We start from the raw sequence: 23672 nt of genomic DNA, 5'->3' as shown, positions 1-23672 counted from the left end.
GGGGAGCGGCCAGGTCGCTTCCCCGACGATCGTCGTCGCAGCGATCGGGTCAGTCGCCGAGTGCGGCCGACACCACGGCGCGGGCCTCGGCCTGCACCTCGGCGAGGTGCTCGGGTCCGCGCAGGCTCTCGGCGTACAGCTTGTAGACGTCTTCCGTGCCGGAGGGACGCGCGGCGAACCAGGCATGCTCGGTCTGCACCTTGAGGCCGCCGATGGCCGCCCCGTTGCCCGGCGCGTGCGAGAGCTTCGCGGTGATGTCCTCGCCCGCGAGAGTCGTCGCGGTCACGGCCTCCGGCGCGAGCTTGCCCAGCGTCGTCTTCTGCTCGGGCGTGGCCGGGGCGTCGACCCGCTGATATGCGGAGGCGCCGAACGCCTGCTCCAGCTCGGCGTAGCGCTCCGACGGCGTCTTGCCGGTGACAGCGATGATCTCGGCGGCGAGCAGGCACAGCAGGATGCCGTCCTTGTCCGTCGACCACACCGAACCGTCTCTGCGGAGGAAGGAGGCTCCGGCGGACTCCTCGCCGCCGAACGCGACCGAGCCGTCGAGGAGTCCGGGGACGAACCACTTGAACCCGACCGGAACCTCCAGCAGCCGACGACCGAGCGATTCGGCGACGCGGTCGATGATCATCGACGACACCAGCGTCTTGCCGATCGCGGCATCGCGCGGCCAGTCCTCCCGGTGAGAGAACAGGTAGTCGATCGCCACTGCGAGGTAGTGGTTCGGGTTCATGAGTCCGGCGTCCGGAGTCACGATGCCGTGCCGGTCGGCGTCGGCGTCGTTCCCGGTGAGCACGTCGTACGAGCCCTTCTTCGCGACCAGCGACGCCATGGCCGACGGCGAGGACGGGTCCATGCGGATCTTCTCGTCCCAGTCGAGCGTCATGAAGCGCCAGGTCGGATCCACCTCGGGGTTCACGACCGTGAGGTCGAGGCCGTGCATCTCGGCGATGAGCGCCCAGTACTCGACCGAGGCGCCGCCGAGCGGATCGGCCCCGATGCTCACCCCGGCGTTCCGGATCGCGTCGATGTCGATGATGGACGGGAGGTCGCGCACGTAGGCGTCGCGGAAGTCGTATCCGGTGAGCGCATCCCAGTCGATGTCGGAGAAGCGCTCCCGCTCGACGCCCTCGAGTCCCGCGGCGATCAGCGCGTTCGCCCGGTCGGCGATCCACCCCGTCGCGTCGGTGTCGGCGGGGCCGCCGTGGGGCGGGTTGTACTTGAAGCCGCCGTCGCGCGGAGGGTTGTGCGACGGGGTCACGACGATGCCGTCGGCCCGGGTGGGGTCGTCGGCCGCCTTGCCGCGGTTGTGGGTGAGGATCGCGTGACTCAACGCCGGCGTGGGAACCCACGCGTCGCGGGAGTCGACGCGCACATCGACGCCGTTCGCCAGCAGCACCTCGATCGCACTGCGCTCGGCAGGCAGCGACAGTGCGTGCGTGTCCCGCCCGAGGAACAACGGACCTGTGATGCCCTGAGCGGCTCGATAGTCCACGATCGCCTGCGTCGTGGCGAGGATGTGGTTCTCGTTGAAGCTGTTCGACAGGGAGGAACCGCGATGGCCGCTGGTGCCGAACACGACCCGCTCCGACGCCACTTCCGGGTTCGGCGCGCGGTCGTAGTACGCGGCGATCAGCTCGTCGACATCGATCAGGTCACTTTCCTCCGCGGGGAGGCCGGCACGGCTGGTCATCTTCTCAGTCTGCCCCCTGAGACGCGCGATCGCATCCGAGAAGTCACCCGAACACCGGCACGGTCGCCGAGGGCTAAGGTGAAACCCGTGACTGAACGCCGCACCTACAGCTATCTGGGACCCGCTGGAACGTTCACGGAAGCGGCGCTCGACCAGGTGGCCGAAGCCCGTGGTCAGGACTGGCGTCCCGTGCACAACGTGGGCGAGGCTCTGGCCGACGTGCTCGCGGGTCGAAGCGACGCGGCGATGATCGCGATCGAGAACTCGATCGAGGGCGGCGTCTCCACCACCCAGGACGCTCTTGCGACGCTCCCTGGTCTGCGCATCATCGGCGAGTACCTCGTGCGGGTGAACTTCGTGCTCGTCGCCCCGCGCGGCACGACGCTCGACCAGGTGGAGGTGATCGCGGCGCATCCGGTCGCGTACGCACAGTGCCACGGCTGGCTCGGAGAGCATCTCCCGTCGCACTCGCACGTGCCCGCGGCGAGCAACGTCGCCTCGGCGATCGGCGTGCTCGACGGGACGCTGCCCGCGCAGGCCGCCATCGCGGCCCCCGGCATCGTGAACCACTACGACGTCGACGTGCTGGCGGAGGGCATCGGCGACAACGCCCAGGCTGTGACCCGCTTCGTCCTGGTCACGCGCACGACGCGGTCGCCGGAACCCACCGGCGCCGACAAGACCTCGCTGATCGTCGAACTCCCGCACGACCACCCCGGGTCGCTGCTCGAGATGCTCGAGCAGTTCTCGACGCGCGGCATCAACCTCTCGCTCATCGAGTCCCGCCCCATCGGCGACGAACTCGGACGCTACCGCTTCGTCATCGACGCCGACGGGCACATCGAGCACGAGCGTATGGCCGACGCGCTGCTCGGCATCCGGCGGTTCAGCCCTCGTGTCGTGTTCCTCGGGTCGTATCCGCGCGCCGACCGGCAGATCGTGCAGTACCCCGACCGCTACTCGGACGACGTGTTCGTCGAGGCCCGCGACTGGCTGCGCGGCATCCTCTCCGGCGAGCCGGAAGCCTGACGTCATCCACCTGACCGCCCAGCTCGGTCAGGCGGATGCCGTGGTTCAGTGCTCCTGGAAGCGCGGCCAGTCGCTGCCGGGCGCCATATGGGAATGCAGGGCGCCCTTCGCGGAGGCGAGGCTCGGATATGTTCCGGTCGTCGTGTCCGCGCCGACCATGGTGACGGTGTAGCCCTCGTCGTCGTGGCGGATGCTGCCGACCACGCCGTTCGTGCCGTACGCGACCCAGAGTGCGAGTGTCTTGGTGCTCATCGTCGAACCCCTCTCTGCGGCCGAGAGTACGCCTCCCCACCGGGGAAGACCAGGGCTTGACAATGCTCAGGATGCGGCGGCGACGAGCTCCAGGGTCTGGGCGCGACCGGCCGGTGCATCCTTCGGCTCGGACTCGTACGCACCGGCGACGGGCGACAACATGACCTCGTCGACGCCGTACCGTTCCGCGAACGCGGCCACCTCGCCGGCGACGGACTCGCCCGTGCCGACGAACCAGCGGGAGCGGGCCGCGTGAACGACGTCGTCGGTCGCCGCATCCGTGGCGGCGGCGAGGGACTCCTCGACGGTCTCGAGGGCGACCAGCGGCTTGTTCAGGCGCAGACGGGCCATCATCCGCAGCTGCGGCAACGCCCGAGCCTCCGCCTCCTCCTGCGTGGGCGCTGCCACGGCGTTCACGGTGAGGAAGGTGCGCGGCTCCGGGTGCTCCTCGCTCGGACGGTAGCCGGTGCGGTACAGGTCGAGTGCACGCTCGAGACCCTGCCCCGAGAAGTGGTTCGCGAACACGTAGGGCAGTCCGTGGGAGGCCGCGAGCTGGGCCGAGTAGTCGCTCGATCCGAGCAGCCACACCTCGGGGACGCCGGTCGCAGAGGGCGTCGCTCGCACCGTGTATTCGCCGCCCGAGGTGAAGCGCAGGGCCGCACCCTCGGCGGACAGGAGTGCCGCGATGTCCTGCACATGGCGCGGGAATTGCTCGACGTCGCTCGTGGTGCCCGAGCCGCGCAGCAGCTGCGTGATCACGGGATCGCTGCCGGGGCGCGACCGAGGCCCAGGTCGATGCGGCCGGGGGCGATGGCCTCGAGCGCCGCGAACTGCTCGGCGACGATGAGCGGTGCGTGGTTGGGCAGCATCACCCCGCCGGAGCCGAGACGGACGCGCGAGGTGCGGGTGGCGGACGCGGCGATCAGGACCGGGGCGTCGTGGACGCCACGGCCGGCATGTTGTGGTGCTCGGCGAACCAGTAGCGGCGATAGCCGAGGCGGTCGGCGGTCTCGGCGAGCGACAGGGAGGCGGCGATGGCCTCGGAGCTGGTCTGGCCGGTGCGCACCGGGACGAGGTCGAGGACGGAGAGGGCGACGTCATTCATCCCGAGGGACAACCCGCCGGCGCTCTCCGGCATTCCCCGATCGGGCGACGAGCGCTGTGCGGGCGGGCCGGCGAAGGGGGGGGCGGCGGTCGCCGCCCCTCGAGGGTCAGGCGTCGATCGCCTGCCGCTGCTCCGCGGACTCGACGGTGATCTTGCGCGGCTTGGCGCGCTCGCTCACCGGGATGATCACCGAGAGGACGCCGCTCTCGTACGAGGCGCTGATGCCGTCGAGGTCGACGCCGTCCCCGAGCGAGAACTGACGCAGGAACGAGCCTGCGCCGCGCTCACGTGCCAGCCAGCGGACGCCTTCCCTGGTGTCGGCGGTGCGCTGGGCACGGATCGTCAGCTGGCCTCCGTCGAGATCGACGTCGACCGATCCGGGATCGACACCGGGGAGGTCGGCATGCAGGATGTACCGGTCGCCGTCGCGATACAGATCCACCGGCATCAACCGGGGTGCGCGAACGGTGTCGAGCACGCTCGCTGCGAAGCGGTCGAGCTGGCTGAACGGGTCGAAGGTGAGTGCCATGATGTCTCCTTTCGTGAGGCCCGGATGGGCGGTGAGCAGATGCGGATGATCTGCATCTGTGCTGTAGATTTGTTATAGAACAACTGCCGACGATCTCGCAACCTGGTTTAAGGAATCTCTCAGGATGACGCACCGCGACTCCCGCACACCGCTCTACGGCATCGCTGTGGCCGCCCAACTCGTCGATCTCCCCGAGGCGACGCTGCGGTTGTTCGAGAGCAGGGGACTGGTCGCGCCCGCGCGCAGTGATGGCGGCACGCGGCGCTACAGCGACGACGACATCGCCCGACTGCTGCGCGCGGCGCGCCTGCGGGAGGACGGTCTGAACATCGCCGGCATCGCCCGGGTGCTCGAGCTGCAGGACGAGAACGCCGATCTGCGCGAGTCCCTCTCGGGCGACGAGTCGGCCACGTCGCCGCGGAGGGACCCCCGCCCACGCTGACGCCCTGCTCGGCATCCCACGCGCGGCGATACGCTTCCCTCATGGAAGCCGGCATCTTCTACGTCCTCGTCGGTGCGGTCGCCGTGGCCGCGTTCGCACGCTCCCGGGGTGGCCGGCGCCGCTGCTGGTGACGACGCTGGCCCTCGCCGCGTCTTTCCTCCCGTTCGCGCCCGACCTCGACATCGACGGACATGTGCTCTTGAGCCTGGTGCTGCCGCCGCTGCTGTACTCCGCCGCGCTCGACGTGTCGTTCGTCGGTTTCAAGCGCAGCCTTCCGCAGATCCGGCGGCTCGGGATCTGGCTCGTGCTGCTGACGGCGGTGGCGGTCGGCTTCGTGGCGTGGTGGATCCTGCCGTCGCTGACTCTTCCCGGCGCACTGCTGCTCGGCGCGATCGTGGCTCCGCCCGACGCGGTGTCGGCTGCGGCGATCGGACGCCGCCTCGGGCTGCCTCGGCGGATCATGACCGTGCTGTCGGGTGAGAGCCTCATCAACGATGCGACATCGCTCACGCTGTACCGCGTCTTCGCCTCGTTGACGATCGCGGGTGCGACGGTCTCGGTGTGGGACGGGATCTGGCAGTTCCTTCTCGCGGTCGGCATCGGGGTGGCCGTCGGTCTCGTCTTCGGGGTCGTGCTGCATCAGCTGCGCATGCGCATCAACGATGCCGTCGTGATCGGCACCTTCGGGCTCCTCGCCCCGTTCGGCGCGTACGCGATCGCCGAGCATCTTCTGGGATCGGGCGTGCTCGCGGTCGTCGCGATGGGTCTCTACGTCGGCTACAACTCCCCGCGCACCGACTACACGACGCGCCAGCAGGAGAAGCCGCTGTGGCTCTCGGCAGACCTGCTGCTGGAGAGCTTCGTGTTCGCGTACATCGGCTTGCAGTTCCCTCGGGTGCTCCGCGATCTCGGCAGCGAGTCGGTCGGTCCGATCCTGCTGCTCTCGGGAGCGGTCCTGCTGGTGGTGCTGATCGTGCGGCCGCTGTACATCTACCCGACCAGCGCCTGGGCGAATTTCCAGGACCGCCGCCGTTTGGAGCGCTGGGACCGCGGGGTGCAATCCGGGGAGTTCGAGAAGAGGCACCGCGCATCGCGCCGGTGGAGCGAGCACAGCGCCGACGAACTGCGCACCCGCATCGTGCGCGAGCGGATGGCGGGTCTGCAGCTCTCGTGGAAGGACAACGCCGTCATCTCGTGGGCGGGGATGCGAGGCGTGGTGACGCTCGCGATCGCGGTCGCCGCAGCCGACCTCGCCACGCTCGACACCGAGGCGTCGCACGCGATCGTGGTGGTCGCGTTCATCGTCACGGTCGGCACGCTGCTGTTGCAGGGGCTCACCCTGCCGCTGCTCATCCGCGGACTCGGCATCGCCAGCGATGTCGACGAGGAAGAGGACGAGGCGGCTCTCGCCGAGGTGCGTGCGAAGAGCCGCGAGGCCGGGAAGGAGTTCCTCGCCGAGAAGCGCGTCGAATGGGAGGCGAAGTACGGCGAGGTCGACCTCCGCGTGTTCGACGCCTTCACCCGGCGCATGACACGGGTCGAGAAAGACACCGACGAGGCGCAGAGCATGGAGGACGCGGCGAGCCGGCCGTCGTACGACGACCTCGTCGCCCTGTCGAGGGATGGCTGCAGGTGCGACGTGACATCCTGCTCGCCGAGCGCGACGCGGGGAACCTCGACGAGGAGGTCATGCGCGAACTCATCGCGGCGATGGATGCGGAGGAGCTCGCGCTCGACACCCGCGGCGCGACGCGCCAGCCCGGCCGGGCCTAGCCGGGATGCGAGCGCGCCCCGCCCCGGAAGGGACGGGGCGCTCTGCGTGAGGCCGGACGACGGTCAGCGCGCGGCGACCGGCTCCTTGTCGGAGGAGGCATCCGCCTCGGGGGCGTCGTCGTCGCCGGAGTCATCGGCGAAGGGCAGTCCCTCGCGCGGTGCGTTGTACAGGTCCTCGTTGAGGATGCCCTCGCGCTTGGCGACGATCGTCGGGATGAGCGCCTGGCCCGCGACGTTGACCGCGGTGCGGCCCATGTCGAGGATCGGGTCGATCGCGAGCAGGAGGCCGACGCCCTCGAGCGGCAGACCGAGGGTCGACAGCGTCAGGGTGAGCATGACGACCGCGCCGGTGGTGCCGGCGGTGGCCGCGGAGCCGACGACCGAGACGATCACGATCAGCAGGTACTGCACGAAGTTCAGCTCGATGCCGAAGAACTGTGCGACGAAGATCGCGGCGATGGCCGGGTAGATCGCGGCGCAGCCGTCCATCTTCGTGGTCGCGCCCAGCGGCACGGCGAACGACGCGTAGGAGCGGGGCACACCGAGGTTGCGCTCGGTCACGCGCTCCGTGAGAGGCAGCGTGCCGATCGAGGAGCGGCTGACGAAGGCCAGCTGCACCGCGGGCCACACACCCGAGAAGTACTGCTTGATCGACAGGCCGTGCGTGCGCACCAGGATCGGGTAGACGACGAACAGCACGAGCGCGAGGCCGATGTAGATCGCGGCGGCGAACCAGCCGAGGGCCGCGAGCTTCTCCCAGCCGTACTTGATGACGGCCGAGCCGATGAGGCCGAAGGTGCCGATCGGGGCGATGCGGATGATCCACCACAGCACCCGCTGGATGACCTTGAGCAGCGACTCGGTGAAGACGAGGAACGGCTCCGCCTTCTTGCCGGCCTTGAGCGCCGCGATGCCGACGACCGCGGCGACGACGATGACCTGGAGGATGTTGAATCCGACGCTCGAGCTGAACGTGCCGTCGACCGCTCCCGGCGAGGTGCTGACCGTGAGGCCGAGGAAGTTCTGCGGGATGAGGCCGAGGAGGAAGTTCCACCACGTGCCCACCGTGTAGGGGTCGCCCGTCTCGAGGCCTTCGCCGGCCCGGTTGCCCGGCTGGATGACGAGACCGAGGCCGATGCCGATGATCACGGCGATGAACGCGGTGATCGCGAACCAGAGGATGGTCTGGCCGGCGAGGCGCGCGGCGTTCTGCACGCGACGCAGGTTCGAGATGCTCGCGACGATGGCCGTGAAGATGAGGGGGACGACGGCGGCGCGCAGCAGCGTCACGTACGAGCTGCCGATCGTGTCCAGCGTCGCGGAGAGGCCGTTCGGGTTCTCGGCGGTGGCGCCGAGCTGACGGCCGATCAGGCCGGCGGCGACACCGAGGACGAGGGCGGCCAGGATCTGGAAGCCGAACGAGGTCAGCAGCTTCCGGACCGGTCCGCGGGTATCAGGCGCCTTCTGGGCGCGTGCGGTGGTGCTCATTGAGGGGACTCCAGAATCGCGGCGCGCCGAGTGCACGCCATGAGGCTCAACGCTATGACTCCCTGAGAATTCCCTGAGCGGATATGACGAACGATGACGCGGTGCGCTCAGCGCGCGCCGCGTTCCGGCATGTCCGAACCCGGATCGAACCATCTCAGGTCGGGGAATCGGGCGAAGCCGCGGTCGCGGGTCGCGAGGCGTGCGCCGTTCGCCAGGGCCACGGCGGCGATGTACGCGTCGGGGACGAGGTTCCCGCGGATGCCTCGATCGCTTGCGGCGAGGGCGTCGAACCGGTCCCAGGCCGGGGGTCCTGTCGTGAGCCATTGCGTGCGCGGGGCGGCGAGGAGGCTGCGGGTGAAGGCCATCGCGGCGTCGATCGGTGCCGGGGCGGTGGTGATCCGGGGGTGGGTGACGATGCGGACGAATCCGCTGAGGATCGTGTCCGACACTCCGATCGACTCGTGGGCGAGTGCCTCGTTCAGCCACGGGCCATAGGTCTGGTGTTCTGCGGAGTCGGCGCGGAACGCGTAGACGAGGATGTTGACGTCGGGCACGATCATCGGATCGGTGCCTCTTCGAGTGCCTCCCACAGGGCGTCGCGGTCATCGATGTCGACGAGGAATCGTGACGTGCGCGGGTCGCCGAAGGTCGGCAGGGGTTCGACGGTCGCAGTGGGTCGGCGTTTCGCCAGGTGTTCCCGCAGGGCTTCTTCGATGAAGCTCGTGAAGGTTCGGCCCTCGGCGGCGGCGCGGGCCTTCGCCTCGGTCGCGAGAGCTTCGGAGAGGTTCAGGGTGGTGCGCATGCAGACAAGCATACGCGTATACGCAGACATCTGCCTCAGTGTCAGCGCGGGGCGAGCACGAGCAGGTCGCCGACCTCGCAGTCGAGGGCCTCGCAGATCGCGCGCAGCGTGGAATAGCGGATGGCGCGGGCGCGGTCGTTCTTGAGCACCGACAGGTTCACGATGCTCACCCCCACCGCGGCGCTCAGCTCGGTGAGCGTCATCCCCCGGTCGGCGAGGAGCTCGTCTAGTCGGCAGTGGATGCCCGTGAACTCGTCGTCGCTGTCGGCAGGGCTCACACCAGCCCCTCCGTGTCCTTCTGCAGACGCGCGGTCTCCTGCTGCAGGCGCGCCCTGTCCTGATCGAGGCGCATCCCCTGTCGGAAGACGGCGGCGAGCGCGACGAGCGCGAGCGCGCCGGCGAACGGCCAGGGCGTCACGGTGAGCTGATAGGCAGACGGGTACCACTCGCTGCCGGGCGTGAACACCTCGCGCAGACCGGTCGTGGCGGCGATGCCGCCGAGGAGGTCGGCCGCCACCCCGAAGACCAGGACCGCGATGGCGCCACCGGTGAGAGCCCGCGCCACCATGTGCGAGAACGCCCGTCCGCGCAGGGTGTGGAAGCAGATGATGGCGACGATCACGGCCGGCATCGTGGTGAGGGCGAGGGTGCTCAGCTGGGCGGCGGCCGCGAGCAGCCGGAGTCCGAGAGAGGCGTTCGTGACCGTGAACTCCGACAGGCTCTCGCCCCGGCAGGTGAGCATGGTCGTGGCGGTGTCGCCGAATTCGGAGCAGGGCAGGCTGTCGGGCCATCCGACGTACACGTAGGTCTCTCCGTGGAGTTCGGCCCAGTCGACCGTGAAGGCCTTGACGATGAAGATCACGGCGCTCACCACGGAGAGCAGGATCCACCATCCGGAGAGGGTGAGCGCGGCGTCGAGCGCGATGGTGCGGCTGCCCCGCCGGCGTCCGTTCCAGACCAGGATCAGGACGACGAGGGCGATCACGGCGAGCCCGATCGCGATGAAGAGGAGTGAGGGCCAGATCTCCGCCGATCCGAAGGAGAGCATCAGACGAGTCCTTCCGTTTCCTTCTCGAGCGCGACCTTCTCCTGCTGCAGACGGATGCCGCGGCGGAACGCGACGGCGATCAGCCCGACCGTCACCCCGGTCGCGAAGAAGGGCGCGATGGTCCAGAACTCGAGCGGATGCGCGGGCTCCCCGTCGCCGATGCCGAGCGCTGCGGTGACGCCGTTGCGCCCCGTGGTCTCCAGCATCACGATCAGGATCGGTGCGCCGACGAGCGTCCATCCGATCGCGGTGAACGCCCGGACGTTCGGGCGGACGAAGAACCGCCCGCGCAGGAAGTTCCAGGCGACCAGGGTCACCGCGGCGATGACCACGATCGCGGCGAGGGCCCACAGGACGATGGCCGCGATGATCGCCATGGTCGACACCGCGTTCACGTCGGCGGCGATGACCAACGCCTCGTCGGCGAGTCCCTCGACGGAGATGGTCCCGGAGTCCGTCGTCGCCGAGATCGGCTGCTGGTCGATCGGGACCGTCCACGCGACCCCCGTCTCACGGAACGTGCCGCCGACGCGGAGCACGGTGGCGAGGCCGACCGTGATCAGCGCGACGGCGGCGTAGAGGATCACGGTGATGGCATCCGCTTTCTCGGAGCGGGTGGGGGTCGTGGCGGTGGTGGTCATCAGACGAGCCCTTCCGTGTCGTGCGCGAACCGCCGCCCGATCTCGAGCACGGCGGCGGCCGATGGTCGAAGGTGGAGCTCGTTCACGATGTCCCCTCCGGTCGGTCCGTGGGGACCGTTGTTATCGACTGTCGTTAACATAACGACAGTCGATAACTGGGTCAACCCCCGGTATGCCCACGGCGAACACGGGCATACCGGCCCGATGTGGTGGTTACTCTCGATGTACAAGCGCTTCACGCGTCTTCGCCAGTGTCGAACAACACGTGCGAATAAGGAGTCACAGCATGTTCGAGAGATTCACGGACCGAGCCCGTCGAGTGGTCGTCCTCGCCCAAGAAGAGGCGAAGATGCTCAACCACAACTACATCGGAACCGAGCACATCCTGCTCGGTCTCATCCACGAGGGTGAAGGCGTCGCCGCCAAGGCCCTCGAGAGCCTCGGCATCTCCCTCGACGCCGTGCGCGAGCAGGTGCAGGACATCATCGGCCAGGGTCAGCAGCAGCCGACCGGCCACATCCCGTTCACGCCGCGCGCCAAGAAGGTGCTCGAGCTGAGCCTCCGCGAGGCCCTGCAGCTCGGCCACAACTACATCGGAACCGAGCACATCCTCCTCGGACTCATCCGTGAGGGCGAGGGCGTCGCCGCTCAGGTGCTCGTCAAGCTCGGCGCCGACCTCAACAAGGTCCGTCAGCAGGTCATCCAGTTGCTCTCCGGCGCCCCCGGCCGCGAGCCGGCATCCGTCGGCGCGCAGACCAACGACACGCAGTCCAGCGCCCAGGGCGGGTCTGCCGTGCTCGACCAGTTCGGACGCAACCTCACGCAGGCGGCGCGCGACAACAAGCTCGACCCGGTCATCGGGCGCGAGAAGGAAGCGGAGCGGGTCATGCAGATCCTCTCCCGTCGCTCCAAGAACAACCCGGTCCTGATCGGGGAGCCCGGCGTCGGCAAGACCGCCGTCGTCGAGGGCCTCGCCCAGGCGATCGTCAAGGGCGACGTGCCCGAGACGCTGAAGGACAAGCAGCTCTACTCGCTCGACCTCGGCTCGCTCATCGCCGGTTCCCGCTACCGCGGTGACTTCGAGGAGCGCCTGAAGAAGGTCACCAAGGAGATCCGCACACGTGGCGACATCATCGTCTTCATCGACGAGATCCACACCCTCGTGGGTGCGGGTGCCGCCGAGGGCGCGATCGATGCGGCCAGCATCCTGAAGCCGCTCCTCGCCCGTGGTGAGCTGCAGACGATCGGCGCGACCACGCTCGACGAGTACCGCAAGCACTTCGAGAAGGATGCAGCGCTCGAGCGCCGTTTCCAGCCGGTGCAGGTCAACGAGCCGACGCTGCCCCACGCGATCAACATCCTCAAGGGCCTGCGCGACCGGTACGAGGCGCACCACAAGGTGCAGATCACCGATGGTGCCATCGTGGCCGCGGCGAACCTCGCCGATCGCTACGTCTCCGACCGGTTCCTCCCCGACAAGGCCATCGACCTGATCGACGAGGCCGGCGCACGCCTGCGTCTGTCGATCCTGTCGAGCCCGCCCGAGCTGCGGGAGTTCGACGAGAAGATCGCCGCCGTGCGCGAGCAGAAGGAGATCGCCTCCGAGGAGCAGGACTTCGAGAAGGCCGCATCCCTCCGCGACGAGGAGAAGAGCCTCCTCGCCGAGCGCCTGCGTCTCGAGAAGCAGTGGCGTGCGGGCGACGTCGCGACCTCCGCGGTCGTCGACGAGGGCCTGATCGCCGAGGTGCTCGCACAGGCCACCGGCATCCCCGTCTTCAAGCTGACGGAAGAGGAGTCCAGCCGACTCGTCTTCATGGAGAAGGCCCTGCACCAGCGGGTCATCGGTCAGGAAGAGGCCATCGCGGCGCTCTCGAAGACGATCCGTCGCCAGCGCGCCGGTCTCAAGGACCCGAAGCGCCCGTCGGGCTCGTTCATCTTCGCCGGCCCCACGGGTGTCGGAAAGACCGAGCTGGCCAAGGCTCTCGCGGAGTTCCTGTTCGACGACGAAGCCGCACTGATCTCGCTCGACATGAGCGAGTTCGGTGAGAAGCACACCGTCTCGCGTCTGTTCGGCGCCCCTCCCGGGTTCGTCGGATTCGAAGAGGGTGGCCAGCTCACCGAGAAGGTGCGGCGCAAGCCGTTCAGCGTGGTGCTCTTCGACGAGATCGAGAAGGCTCACCCCGACATCTTCAACTCGCTGCTGCAGATCCTCGAAGAGGGTCGCCTCACCGACGGTCAGGGTCGCGTGATCGACTTCAAGAACACCGTGATCATCATGACCACCAACCTCGGTGCGCGTGACATCGCCGGTGGACCTGTGGGCTTCCAGATCGAGGGCAGCAACTCCACCACCTACGAGCGGATGAAGGGCAAGGTCAACGAGGAGCTGAAGCGCAACTTCAAGCCCGAGTTCCTGAACCGCGTCGACGACATCATCGTGTTCCCGCAGCTGTCGAAGGAGGAGCTGGTGCAGATCGTGGATCTGTTCACCAAGCGTCTCGGCGATCGCCTGCTCGACCGCGACATGACGATCGAGCTGTCGCAGGCGGCCAAGGAGCGTCTCATCGAGATCGGCTTCGACCCGGCGCTCGGCGCCCGACCGCTGCGTCGCGCGATGCAGCACGAGGTCGAGGACCGTCTGTCCGAGAAGATCCTGCACGGCGAGCTCAACCCGGGCGACCACGTCAAGGTCGATGCGAAGGACGGGCAGTTCCTGTTCGAGCACGGCCCCCGCGGCGAGAAGGTCGCGGTCGGCGTCAACACCGGTGGCGGCGCGATCGCCGGCACTCCCGACCTGGCGGTCGCCAGCGGGGAGTGAGCCGGCCTGAATCACGGAAGGGGCGGATGCTGAGGCATCCGCCCCTTTCCCGTGTCCGCCGCCCGGGATCTCGCAGAGCGGCTCGCCGCTGAGGGGTGCGCTCAGCCGCGGGTTCTAGGCTTGTCCCGTGAGCGAGTACACCGTCCGTCCGGCGCGCAGCGCCGACATCATCGACATCCGCAACCTGCTGCAGCCCCTCGTGGAGCAGCGCATCCTGCTCGGCAAGGATCTGGCGGTGCTCTACGGGGCGGTGCAGGAGTTCGTCGTCGCGGAGGCCGACGGGGTGCTGATCGGATGCGGCGCACTGCACGTGATCTGGGAAGACCTGGGCGAGGTGCGCACGCTGCTGGTCCGCGATGACTGGCTGCACCACGGCGTCGGTCGAGCGATCGTCGACCGCCTGGAGGAGACGGCCAGGAGCCTCGGTCTCTCGCGCCTGTTCTGCCTCACGTTCGAGGTCGACTTCTTCGCCCGTCGCGGCTTCACGCCCATCGGCGAGCAGGTCGTCGACCCCGATGTGTACTCCCAGCTGTTGCGCAGCGGAGACGCCGGTGTCGAGGAGTTCCTCGACCTCGCCCACGTCAAGCCGAACACGCTCGGCAACACCCGCATGCTCAAGGTGCTCTGAGCGCCCCGCGCAGACCACGACTGCCCGTCGTGCTCCCAGGGTGCACGCGCCGCATCGCTTAGCCTGGAGGCATGCCCCGTCGCTCCGCCGCCGTCTACCGTCGACGGCGTCTGGTCGTCGTGTTCGGGCTCGTCCTGCTCCTGGCTGTCGTCGGCGTCGGGGCATGGCTCCTGATCGCCCGGCCGTGGGCGGCCGCCGATGCGACTCCGAAGCCGTCCGCCTCACCCTCGGCGTCGCCCTCGACGACACCGACCACCGATGCCGCCTCCCCCTCGCCCGGTCCCTCCGCCGAGGAGACGCCGGCGATCGTGGCGTGCGAGGCGAAGGACGTCGAAGTCACGGCCGTCACCGACGCCGAGACCTATGCCGCAGGGGTCATGCCGAAGCTGTCGATCTCGCTCACCAACAAGGGGACGAAGGACTGCACCATCGACGTCGGTTCGACGACGCAGGTGTTCACCGTGTCCAGTGGCTCCGACGTCTGGTGGCGCTCGACCGACTGCCAGGAGAACCCGAGCAGCATGGTCGCGACGCTCGCGGCGGGGACGACGGTCACCAGCAAGGACCCGGTCACCTGGGACCGTACGCGATCCAGCGTCGAGACCTGCGCGCAGGAGAACCGACAGCGCGCGCCCGGTGGGGGCGCGTCGTACCACGTCGAGGTCTCGATCGGCGGATTCACGAGCCTCACGACCGCGCAGATCCTGCTGTACTAGCTGCCCCCGAGTTCGAAGCGATCGCCGTCGGCAGGCTTCGAATTCCGTCGCGCTGCGGCTCTTCGCACACGGAATGAGCCGAGGTCGGCTCGCAGGGGCGTCTGATGCTGACAGTCGACGTTCTTTGGGATACCATTGAGATGACTCTCCGCATCATGCGGCACAAGCCATCCCCAGTGGCGTCGAACTACAGCGTCCCCAGCGCTTCGACATCGCCGCTCGAGAGTCCGAGGGCCCTCTCGAGTACCCCAGTCCCCAATGGAGGACTCGAGAGGGCCCCAATCGTATCCGCGGCCGGATTTCGCGCGAGCCCCAGGCGCCGTGAATAAGCTGGAGACATGGCAGCGAAGAAGGCGAAGACCTCGAAGAAGAAGCCCGCACCCGAGGACTTCCGGTCGGAAGCCCTGGCGCAGGCCCTCGAGAAGCAGGACGTCGCGGCCGTCGCCCTCGCGCTCCGCAACGGCACCACCGTCGTCCCGCTGATCAAGCCGGGCGCCCGCGACAACCCGCTCGACAGCGGCGAGGTATGGACCTACCGCGACCCGAACACCGGCGACCTGGCGTTGCTGCTGTTCAGCGATGCGAACAACAAGCCCGCCAACCTCCCACCCGGTGTCGGCATCTTCACCGCCGACTGGCTGCGGAAGTTCCTCGCCGCGCACCCGATCACCACGGTCTTCCTCGACATCGCCGGCCCGCACCCGATGCAGGCCGAGCCCGCCGAGCTGCTGAAGGCCCTCGACGCCTGAGGAGCGGGGGTTCCGATCAGAACGGCGGGATGTCGCGATCGGAACGGCGCGAGGTGTTGCGCGCGCGGACGTCGCTGAGGGCGGCGCGAAGCGTCTTCGACCGATCGTCGACGACCTGTTCGTAGCCGAGTCTGGCCGCTTCGGAGCGCCGTTGGGCCGCCTGGGTCACCGGTCGGATCTCTCCCGCGAGACTCAGCTCACCCACCGCCGCGACTGTGCGCGGCACCGAGATCTGCTGGATCGAACCGGCCACGGCGATCGCGATCGCCAGATCGGCCGCAGGTTCGGTGAAGCGCACGCCCCCGACCGTCGACACGTAGACGTCGAGGCTGCCGGTGGGCACGCCGGCACGACGTTCGAGGATCGCGAGCACCATGGCCACGCGCGACGAGTCGAGGCCGTGCACGATGCGGCGCGGGTTCGGCGCATTGCTCGGAACCGTGAGCGCCTGCACCTCGACGGGGAGGGCGCGACGGCCCTCGAGGGAGATCGCCACGCACGTCCCCGGTTCTGTCGCACCTTGCGACAGGAAGAGACCCGACGGATCGGGCACCTCGGCGATGCCGTCGCCGGTCATCTCGAAGCAGCCGACCTCGTCGGTCGGACCGAAACGGTTCTTGAGGGCGCGGATGAAGCGGAGCGACGTCTGCCGGTCGCCCTCGAAATGACACACGACGTCGACGAGGTGCTCGAGCACCCGCGGACCCGCGACCTGCCCGTCTTTCGTGACGTGGCCGACGATGATGATGGGCAGGTCGCGGTCCTTCGCGATGCGGATCAGCGTCGCCGCGACTTCACGCACCTGGCTCGGCTGCCCCGCCGCCCCGTCGATCAGCGATGACGACACGGTCTGCACCGAGTCGACGATCACGAGCTGCGGCTTCACCTCGTCGATGTGGCCGAGGATGGTCGCCAGATCGGTCTCGCTTGCGAGATACAGCTCGTCGTGCAGCGCGCCCGTCCGTTCCGCGCGCAGACGCACCTGGCCCGGCGACTCCTCGGCGCTCGCGTAGAGCACGCGTCGTCCACCGCGCGCGGCCTGAGCGGCGACCTCGAGCAGCAGGGTCGACTTGCCGACGCCCGGTTCGCCGCTGAGCAGGATCGCGGCACCCGGCACGATGCCGCCGCCGAGTACGCGGTCGAACTCGCCGACGCCGCTGCTGCGTCGAGGAGCGTCCTGCGTGGTGATCTGCGTGATGGGTCGGGCAGTGCGGTCGGCGCTCGGGGCGACGGGTCCGACCCGACGGAGGATTCCGGTCTGTGCCGCCTGCTCCTGCACCGTTCCCCACTGCTGGCATTCGCCGCAGCGCCCCACCCATTTGGCGGTCGTCCACCCGCATTCCGTGCACACATACGCAGGGGGAGCTGGTTTCCGGGTGGCCATGCCCCCAGGCTATCGCCGGGATCGGACATCCCTATCGACCAGGTGATTATTCACGGCCCGCGTCCTCCGCAAACCGCCGACCCCGCGCGATACTGGTGTCATGTCCAACGGCGGGTCCGTCTGCGGGCCGATCTCGAGCTACTCCCGGGTGCGCATCCTGCACCTGCTCTTCGAAGCGGGTCAGACGCATTCGGGCGGTCAACTCTCGATCGGCGATCTGTGCGAGGCCACCGGCCTGCACGCCAACACGGTGCGCGAGCACCTGCAGCGGCTGATCGAGGGCGGATACGTGATCCCGACGATCGAGCACCGCACCACCAGGGGGCGTCCCCGCACGCTATACAGCGCCGCCACCGGAGACCCCGGCGCCTCGAGCCCGGTCGCTCGTGACAAGGCCAAGGCCGCCGCCCGTCGCGGAGACCTGCTGCGGAGCATCCACCCCGGTGCAGCCTCCGGCCTGGGACGCGAGGCCACGTATCAGCTCGATGCCCTGGTCGAGCACCTCGAAGAGAGCGGCTTCGAGCCCATCGTCGACGGCGATCGGCTCACGGTCGACCTCAGCCCGTGCCCCCACGCGGCAGGGCTGCCCGAGAACCGGCCGATGCTGTGCCAGGTGCACCTCGGCCTGATGCAGAGCGTGCTGAACGAGGCCGGCGGGCCGCTCGCTGCCGAGCGCGTGCAGGAAGCCGTGCTCCCCTCCGACTGCACCGTGCAGCTGCGCGACACCTCCGCCCGGCTGAACGCCCACACCGAGCAGCTGCGTCATCGGACGACGCAGTCTCACAGAACAGGAATCGTGCATGGAATGGCTTGATCCGCTCGCGCTCGCCCGATGGCAGTTCGGGCTCACGACCGTCTACCACTACCTGTTCGTACCGCTCACGATCGGCATGGCCCTGATCGCCGCGATCTTCCAGACCGCGTGGGTGCGCACCGGCAAGGTCCAGTACCTCCACCTCACCCGCTTCTTCGGCAAGATCTTCCTCATCAACTTCGCGATGGGCGTGGTCACCGGCATCGTGCAGGAGTTCCAGTTCGGCATGAACTGGTCCGACTACTCCCGCTTCGTCGGCGACGTGTTCGGCGCCCCGCTGGCATTCGAAGGACTCCTGGCCTTCTTCTTCGAGGCGACCTTCATCGGTCTGTGGATCTTCGGGTGGGACAAACTCCCACAGAAGCTGCACCTCGCCACGATCTGGTGCGTGTCGATCGGCAGCATCCTGTCGGCGTACTTCATCATCGCGGCCAACGCGTTCATGCAGAACCCGGTCGGGTACACGTTCAACCCCGAGACCAACAGGGCCGAGCTCACCGACTTCTGGGCGCTGCTGACCAACCCGGTCGCACTCGCCGCGTTCCCGCACACGATCTTCGGTGCTCTGATGTTCGCCGCCGGTGTCGTGATCTCCGTCTCGGCCTGGCACCTCTCGCGCGGCCAGCACTTCGACACCATGCGCATCTCGCTCAAGTTCGGGCTGTGGGCCATGATCGTCTCGACCGCGGGTGTCGTGCTCACCGGCGACCAGTTGGGTCTCGCGATGTACGCGGCACAGCCGATGAAGATGGCGGCGGCCGAGGCGACCTTCAACACGGTCTGCGGGCCGGACGCCTCGTTCAGCATCTTCACGCTCGGCACCCCCGACGGCAGTTCCGAGCTGTTCTCGATACGTGTGCCGTATCTGCTCTCGCTGCTGTCGACGCACACCCTCGACGCCTGCGTGCACGGCATCAACGACCTGAACGCCGAGTACGCGCAGACCTACGCGTCGACCGGACTGACGGACTTCGCACCGATCCTGTGGATCACCTACTGGGCGTTCCGTTGGATGATCGGTCTCGGCATCGCCGCCGCTCTCGTCGCGGTCGCCGGCCTCTGGCTCACCCGCAAGGGCGCCAAGAAGCCCCCGGCTCCGTGGATGTGGAAGCTCGCGATCTGGTCGTTCCCGCTCGCGCTCGCCGCCAACATCATGGGCTGGGTGTTCACCGAGATGGGCAGGCAGCCGTGGATCGTGTTCGGTCTCATGACTACGCAGGACGGCGTCTCGCCCGGCGTCTCCGGACTCGAGGTGCTGATCTCCCTCATCGCCTTCACGGCCATCTACGCCGCGCTCGCCGTCGTCGAGATCCGGCTCATCATCCGGGCCGCGCAGAAGGGCCCTGACACCGAAGAACAGCCGCACGACGAGACGGCCCAGCTGCCGTCGGTCGTCTACTGAGAAGGAGGAGCATCATGGATCTCGCAACGCTCTGGTTCTTCATCGTCGCCTTCTTCTTCGTGGGGTACTTCGTGCTCGACGGGTTCGACTTCGGGGTCGGCATGTCGTTGCCGTTCCTGGGCAAGGACGACGTCTCGCGGCGTCAGGTCATCAACACGATCGGCCCGGTCTGGGACCTCAACGAGACCTGGGTGATCGTGGCGGGAGCTGTGCTGTTCGCGTCGTTCCCCGAGTGGTACGCGACGCTGTTCAGCGGCTTCTACCTGCCGCTCCTGCTCATCCTGCTGGCACTGATCCTGCGCGGCGTCTCGTTCGAGTACCGTCACCAGCGCGAGGGCCGCAAGTGGAAGCAGGGCTTCGACCGCATGATCGTGCTCGGCTCGGTCGTGCCGGCGCTGCTGTGGGGTGTCGCGTTCGGCAACATCGTGCAGGGCGTCGCGATCGACGAGAACCACATCTACGTCGGCGGCTTCTTCTCGCTGCTGAACCCGTACGCGCTGCTCGTGGGGGTCACCACGCTGCTGCTGTTCTTCCTGCACGGCGTGCTGTTCGTGGCGCTCAAGACCGATGGGCAGGTGCACGAGGACGCTCGCAAGCTCGCGGCCCGCGCCGCCATCCCGACCGTGATCGTCGCGGCGGCGACCGTCCTGTGGACGATCATGATCGCGGCCGGACGTGAGGCGCCGTTGCTGTGGCTCGTCGTCGGCGCCGGCGCCGTGGCCGCGGTGTCGCTGATCGCCGCGATCGTGCTCTCGGTGCGTGGCTTCGACGGCTGGGCGTTCTTCGCCGGCATCCTCACGGTGATGTTCGCGGTCGTGATGCTGTTCTCCGCGCTCTTCCCGTACGTGATGCCGTCGACGATCGACCCCGCGTACAGCCTCACGATCGCGAACGCCTCCAGCACCCCGTATACGCTGCAGATCATGAGTTGGACCGCCCTGATCGCGATGCCGCTCGTGATCGCGTACCAGGCCTGGACCTACTGGGTCTTCCGCAAGCGCGTCACCCGGACCTCCATCGAGGGGGCTCCGGCGCACGCGTGAAACCCGTCGATCCGAGACTGCTGAAGTACGCGGGTGCCGCGAGGGGGTTCCTCGCGGCATCCGCGTCGATCGGCGTCGTGCAGACGGCCGTCACGATCGCGTTCGCGTGGCTGCTGACCGACGCGATCACGGGTGCCATCGCCGGACGCGACGTCTCGGGGTCGCTCCTCTGGCTGTTGCTGGCGGCCCTGTCGAGGGGACTCTTGATCGCGGCGTCGGATGCGGCGGGCACGCGTGCGGCGGCGAAGACAGGGATGCAGCTCAGGGCGGCGCTCGTCGCGGCGGTCGGTCGGCTCGGGCCGGGGTGGCTGGCGCAGCGGAACCAGACGGCGCTCGCGGTCACCGCCGGCCACGGCCTGGAGGCGCTGGATGCGTACTTCGCCCGCTACATCCCGCAGCTGGTGCTGACCGTCATCGCGACGCCTGTGCTGGTCGCGGTGATGTGGTGGCAGGACTGGCCGAGCGGACTCACCGCGGTGATCACGCTGCCCCTGATCCCGTTGTTCCTGATCCTGATCGGCATGGCGACGCGGACGGTGCAGGCGCGACAGTGGCAGACGCTGCAGCGCCTCGCGGCCCGGTTCGCCGACACCGTGCAGGGACTCTCGACTCTGCGGCTCTTCGGCCGCGACCGGCGAGCGGCCGACCGCATCGAGGTCACCGCCGACGAGTACCGCCGCGAGACCATGAAGGTGCTGCGGTTCTCGTTCCTGTCCGGATTCGCGATGGAGCTGCTGGCTTCGATCGCCGTGGCGCTGATCGCGGTGTCGGTCGGGTTCCGGCTGCTTTCGGGCGACCTGACGCTCGAGGTCGGGTTGTTCGTGCTGCTGCTCGCCCCTGAGGCGTTCCTGCCCATCCGCCAGGTGGGCGTGCAGTTCCACGCGGCCGCAGAGGGCGTCGCCGCGACTGAGGACGTGTTCGAGGTGCTCGACGCCGAGCATGCGCGGGGAGACGCCGGACGGATGTCGGACGGGAACACCGGACGGATCGCCGCGGAATCATCCGGTATCCGCGACACCGCCCGACAGGTGGTGCCGGGCGGGGTGCTCGTGGTCGAGGGGCTCCGGGTGCGAGACCTGCCGCCCGTCTCGTTCACGGCCGAACCGGGCACGGTCACCCTGATCGAGGGGCCGAGCGGGTCGGGCAAGTCCAGTCTGCTCGCGGCGCTGCGGGGTGCGAGCGACTTCGAGGGGACGGCCGCCTACGCCGGACTCGATGTGCGGCGACTCGCGCCGTCGGCGTGGCTCGCGTGGGCGGGTCAGAGTCCCGGACTCCTGCGGGGCACCGTGGCGGAGAACGTCGCGCTGGGGGATGACGACCCCGATGCCGCCGACGTCCGTGCCGCCCTCGACGCCGCCTGTGCCGAGGGCATCGACCCCGGACTCGTGCTCGGCGTGCAGGGCGCGGGGCTCTCCGGAGGGCAGGCGCAGCGCGTGGCCGTGGCCAGGGCCCTGTACCGGGAGGCCGCCGGACGCGGAGGCGTGCTCGTGCTGGACGAACCCTCGAGTGCTCTCGACCCTGCGACCGAGGAGCGGCTGTGGCGCTCGCTGCGGGAGAGGGCGGATGCCGGGGCCACGGTGCTGCTCGTCTCGCACCGTCGGTCTGCGCGGGACATCGCCGACCGGGTCGTGGCGCTGGGGGTGAGCGCATGAGCGGGGAGGCGCGGACGCAGCGCATCCGGGGTGTCCTCCGCCTCGCACAACCGCCGACGGGACGCTTCCTCCCGGCCCAGGTGTGGGGGCTGCTCTCGGCCGCCGCCGCCGTGAGTCTGCTCGCGGTGAGCGGCTGGCTGATCGTGAGCGCCTCGATCGTCGACTCGCTCGTGCCGCTGTCTATCGCCGTGGTCGGGGTGCGCTTCTTCGCGGTGACCCGCGCCGTCACCCGATATCTGGAGCGCCTGAGCGGACACGACGCCGCGTTGCGTCAGCTCGCTTCGACCCGTGCCGACATGGTGCGGCGGCTGATCCCGCTCTCGCCGGCCGGCCTGGGGTCGACCGACCGTGGTCAGGTGCTCGCGGCCCTGGTCGACGATGTCGAGAACCTGCAGAATCTGCCGCTGCGCGTGGTCCAACCCTCGGCGTCGCCGCTCTCGTCGCGGTCGGGGCCGTGGGATTCCTGGCATTCGTCTCGCCCGCTGCCGCGCTCACTCTCGCGGTCTGCCTGCTCATCGCGGCGGCGGCGGCGATCGGGCTGGGCTGGCTCTTCGGATCGAAGGCGGAGTCGATGGTGTCCGCACGGAGGGCGGAGCTCTCCGCCGCGCTGGTCGACTACTTCGGCAGCCTCGATGTCCTCCTCGCCTACGGCGTGGAGGAGCAGGGCCGTGCCCGCATCGCCGACGCCGACGCCGCGCTGCGCCGGGTGGTCGATCGCGCATCCCTCGCGCAGGCCGTCGCCGCGGGCGTGGTGTCGGCGGTCGCTGGTGCCGCGTCGGTGTGGGCGCTCGCCGCCGCCGCGCCCGGGCTCGCCGACGGCACGATCGATGGTCCGTGGCTCGCGGTCGCCGTGCTCGTGCCGATGGTGGTGTTCGAGATCTTCGGGGCGGTTCCGATCGCCGCAGCCTCGTGGCGCAGCGTGCGTTCGAGCGCGGAGCGCATCGTCGACGTGCTCCCTGAGCGGATGCCGGTCGAACTGCGGACCGACGCGGGGGAGGAGGTCGAGTTCGCGCAAGCTCCCGCGCTGCGGTTGCGCGATGTGCGGGCGAACTGGCCGGGCGGTGCTCCTGCGCTGAAGGGTGTCGACCTCGACCTCGATCCGGGCGAGCGGGTGCTGGTGGCGGGGCCCAGCGGGGCCGGCAAGAGCTCGCTGGCGGCAGCGCTCGTCGGCTTCCTGCGCGTGGAGGGCGAGTACCGCATCGACGGGCGCGACGCCGCAGACCTCTCCGGCGCGGCGCTGCGTCGCGTGATCGGCCTGTGTGAACAGCACCCTCAGCTGTTCGACGAGGACATCCGCCAGAACCTGCTGTTCGCACGTGACAGTGCGACCGACGACGAACTGCTCGAGGTGCTCGACCGCGTCGGGCTGGGGGAGTGGGTCCGCGAGCGCGGCGGCCTCGATGCACGGGTCGGCGATCGTGGTGCCCTGGTCTCGGGCGGCCAGGCACAGCGGATCTCGCTCGCGCGGGGGCTCTTGCGCGGGTTCCCGGTGCTGGTGCTCGATGAGCCGACCGCCGGAGTCGACCCCGACGCCTCCGACGCCCTGTTGCGCGACCTGCTCGAGGCGACGGGTGGCCAGTCGGTGCTGCTGATCTCGCACGTGCCTCCGCCGGCGGGCACGGTCGACCGCGTGGTGCGGATCGAGCGCGGTCGCACGGTCTGAG

20 protein-coding genes and 3 pseudogenes are annotated in these 23672 nt (G+C 69.0%); 12 read left to right on the top strand and 11 right to left on the bottom strand.

All coding sequences use genetic code 11. From position 1 onward, the window contains the following. Positions 1–49: 49 nt before the first annotated feature. Positions 50–1693 carry a phosphoglucomutase (alpha-D-glucose-1,6-bisphosphate-dependent) gene (gene pgm / locus K1X59_RS17385; RefSeq protein WP_183150971.1) on the bottom strand — a complete coding sequence of 548 codons (1644 nt, stop codon included), beginning with the start codon at positions 1691–1693 and terminating at the stop codon, positions 50–52. A 78-nt stretch (positions 1694–1771) separates the two neighbouring features. Here pgm and pheA point away from each other — a divergent pair, with 78 nt between their 5' ends. Further along, positions 1772–2722 carry a prephenate dehydratase gene (pheA, locus tag K1X59_RS17380; protein WP_183150970.1) on the top strand — a complete coding sequence of 317 codons (951 nt, stop codon included), beginning with the start codon at positions 1772–1774 and terminating at the stop codon, positions 2720–2722. A 45-nt stretch (positions 2723–2767) separates the two neighbouring features. Here pheA and K1X59_RS17375 read toward each other — a convergent pair whose 3' ends face one another. From K1X59_RS17375 to K1X59_RS17365, 3 genes and pseudogenes are all read right to left on the bottom strand, one after another. Beyond that, positions 2768–2974 (bottom strand): methyltransferase, encoded by a 207-nt coding sequence (locus K1X59_RS17375; RefSeq protein ID WP_183150969.1) that lies wholly within the window; start codon positions 2972–2974, stop codon positions 2768–2770. A gap of 66 nt (positions 2975–3040) precedes the next feature. After that, positions 3041–4079, bottom strand: a pseudogene (locus tag K1X59_RS17370) (LLM class flavin-dependent oxidoreductase). 106 nt (positions 4080–4185) lie between these two features. After that, positions 4186–4608 (bottom strand): Hsp20/alpha crystallin family protein, encoded by a 423-nt coding sequence (locus K1X59_RS17365; protein ID WP_183150968.1) that lies wholly within the window; start codon positions 4606–4608, stop codon positions 4186–4188. Positions 4609–4732: 124 nt separating this feature from the next. Here K1X59_RS17365 and K1X59_RS17360 point away from each other — a divergent pair, with 124 nt between their 5' ends. Together K1X59_RS17360 and K1X59_RS17355 are read left to right on the top strand one after the other, a co-directional pair. Beyond that, positions 4733–5050 (top strand): MerR family transcriptional regulator, encoded by a 318-nt coding sequence (locus K1X59_RS17360; protein WP_183150967.1) that lies wholly within the window; start codon positions 4733–4735, stop codon positions 5048–5050. Between the two features lie 127 nt (positions 5051–5177). Beyond that, a pseudogene (locus K1X59_RS17355) lies at positions 5178–6344 on the top strand (cation:proton antiporter); the annotation flags it as partial. A gap of 542 nt (positions 6345–6886) precedes the next feature. On the opposite strand, the gene K1X59_RS17350 reads toward K1X59_RS17355, so the two are convergent. The 6 genes from K1X59_RS17350 to K1X59_RS17325 all read right to left on the bottom strand — a co-directional run bounded on the left by K1X59_RS17350 (position 6887) and on the right by K1X59_RS17325 (position 10802). Continuing rightward, positions 6887–8311 carry a dicarboxylate/amino acid:cation symporter gene (locus tag K1X59_RS17350; protein WP_183150966.1) on the bottom strand — a complete coding sequence of 475 codons (1425 nt, stop codon included), beginning with the start codon at positions 8309–8311 and terminating at the stop codon, positions 6887–6889. A gap of 107 nt (positions 8312–8418) precedes the next feature. After that, entirely contained in the window at positions 8419–8871 is a 453-nt protein-coding gene (locus tag K1X59_RS17345) for a TA system VapC family ribonuclease toxin (RefSeq protein ID WP_220173621.1), read from the bottom strand. Beyond that, entirely contained in the window at positions 8868–9113 is a 246-nt protein-coding gene (locus K1X59_RS17340) for a CopG family transcriptional regulator (protein ID WP_183150965.1), read from the bottom strand. The genes K1X59_RS17345 and K1X59_RS17340 overlap by 4 nt, the downstream gene beginning before the upstream one ends. A 41-nt stretch (positions 9114–9154) precedes the next feature. After that, on the bottom strand, positions 9155–9391 hold the full coding sequence (locus K1X59_RS17335; RefSeq protein WP_183150964.1) for a helix-turn-helix transcriptional regulator: 237 nt from the start codon (positions 9389–9391) through the stop codon (positions 9155–9157). Beyond that, complete coding sequence (locus tag K1X59_RS17330; RefSeq protein WP_183150963.1) at positions 9388–10161, bottom strand: hypothetical protein; 774 nt, start codon at positions 10159–10161, stop codon at positions 9388–9390. The genes K1X59_RS17335 and K1X59_RS17330 overlap by 4 nt, the downstream gene beginning before the upstream one ends. Next, positions 10161–10802, bottom strand: coding sequence for a hypothetical protein (locus K1X59_RS17325; RefSeq protein ID WP_220173620.1), 642 nt, complete (start codon positions 10800–10802; stop codon positions 10161–10163). Before K1X59_RS17325 ends, K1X59_RS17330 begins: the two co-directional genes overlap by 1 nt. Before the next feature lie 286 nt (positions 10803–11088). Between K1X59_RS17325 and K1X59_RS17320 the strand changes: the two genes are divergently transcribed. The 4 genes from K1X59_RS17320 to K1X59_RS17305 all read left to right on the top strand — a co-directional run bounded on the left by K1X59_RS17320 (position 11089) and on the right by K1X59_RS17305 (position 15713). Further along, positions 11089–13620, top strand: a complete 2532-nt coding sequence (locus K1X59_RS17320) for an ATP-dependent Clp protease ATP-binding subunit (RefSeq protein ID WP_183150960.1) — start codon at positions 11089–11091, stop codon at positions 13618–13620. 127 nt (positions 13621–13747) lie between these two features. Beyond that, positions 13748–14248 carry an amino-acid N-acetyltransferase gene (locus K1X59_RS17315; protein ID WP_183150959.1) on the top strand — a complete coding sequence of 167 codons (501 nt, stop codon included), beginning with the start codon at positions 13748–13750 and terminating at the stop codon, positions 14246–14248. Between the two features lie 71 nt (positions 14249–14319). Next, positions 14320–14964: a hypothetical protein gene (locus K1X59_RS17310; protein ID WP_220173619.1), complete on the top strand. Its 645-nt coding sequence runs from the start codon at positions 14320–14322 to the stop codon at positions 14962–14964. A 338-nt stretch (positions 14965–15302) separates the two neighbouring features. Next, positions 15303–15713: a dehydrogenase gene (locus K1X59_RS17305; protein ID WP_183150958.1), complete on the top strand. Its 411-nt coding sequence runs from the start codon at positions 15303–15305 to the stop codon at positions 15711–15713. A gap of 16 nt (positions 15714–15729) precedes the next feature. Here K1X59_RS17305 and radA read toward each other — a convergent pair whose 3' ends face one another. Beyond that, positions 15730–17097 carry a DNA repair protein RadA gene (radA, locus tag K1X59_RS17300; RefSeq protein WP_183150957.1) on the bottom strand — a complete coding sequence of 456 codons (1368 nt, stop codon included), beginning with the start codon at positions 17095–17097 and terminating at the stop codon, positions 15730–15732. A 100-nt stretch (positions 17098–17197) separates the two neighbouring features. On the opposite strand from radA, the gene K1X59_RS17295 reads away from it, so the two are divergent. The 5 genes and pseudogenes from K1X59_RS17295 (at position 17198) to cydC (ending at position 23671) form a co-directional block, all read left to right on the top strand. Further along, positions 17198–17911 carry a metalloregulator ArsR/SmtB family transcription factor gene (locus K1X59_RS17295; RefSeq protein ID WP_183150956.1) on the top strand — a complete coding sequence of 238 codons (714 nt, stop codon included), beginning with the start codon at positions 17198–17200 and terminating at the stop codon, positions 17909–17911. Continuing rightward, positions 17898–19313: a cytochrome ubiquinol oxidase subunit I gene (locus K1X59_RS17290; RefSeq protein ID WP_183150955.1), complete on the top strand. Its 1416-nt coding sequence runs from the start codon at positions 17898–17900 to the stop codon at positions 19311–19313. Before K1X59_RS17295 ends, K1X59_RS17290 begins: the two co-directional genes overlap by 14 nt. A gap of 14 nt (positions 19314–19327) precedes the next feature. Next, entirely contained in the window at positions 19328–20356 is a 1029-nt protein-coding gene (cydB, locus tag K1X59_RS17285) for a cytochrome d ubiquinol oxidase subunit II (RefSeq protein WP_183150954.1), read from the top strand. Beyond that, positions 20353–22008 (top strand): thiol reductant ABC exporter subunit CydD, encoded by a 1656-nt coding sequence (cydD, locus tag K1X59_RS17280; protein WP_183150953.1) that lies wholly within the window; start codon positions 20353–20355, stop codon positions 22006–22008. The genes cydB and cydD overlap by 4 nt, the downstream gene beginning before the upstream one ends. Continuing rightward, positions 22005–23671 (top strand): annotated as a pseudogene (cydC, locus tag K1X59_RS17275) (thiol reductant ABC exporter subunit CydC). Before cydD ends, cydC begins: the two are co-directional and overlap by 4 nt. Position 23672 lies beyond the last annotated feature (1 nt).

The organism is Microbacterium sp. Se5.02b (assembly GCF_019464375.1).
Taxonomy (GTDB): domain Bacteria; phylum Actinomycetota; class Actinomycetes; order Actinomycetales; family Microbacteriaceae; genus Microbacterium.
This window is presented reverse-complemented; position numbering and strand designations above follow the sequence as displayed.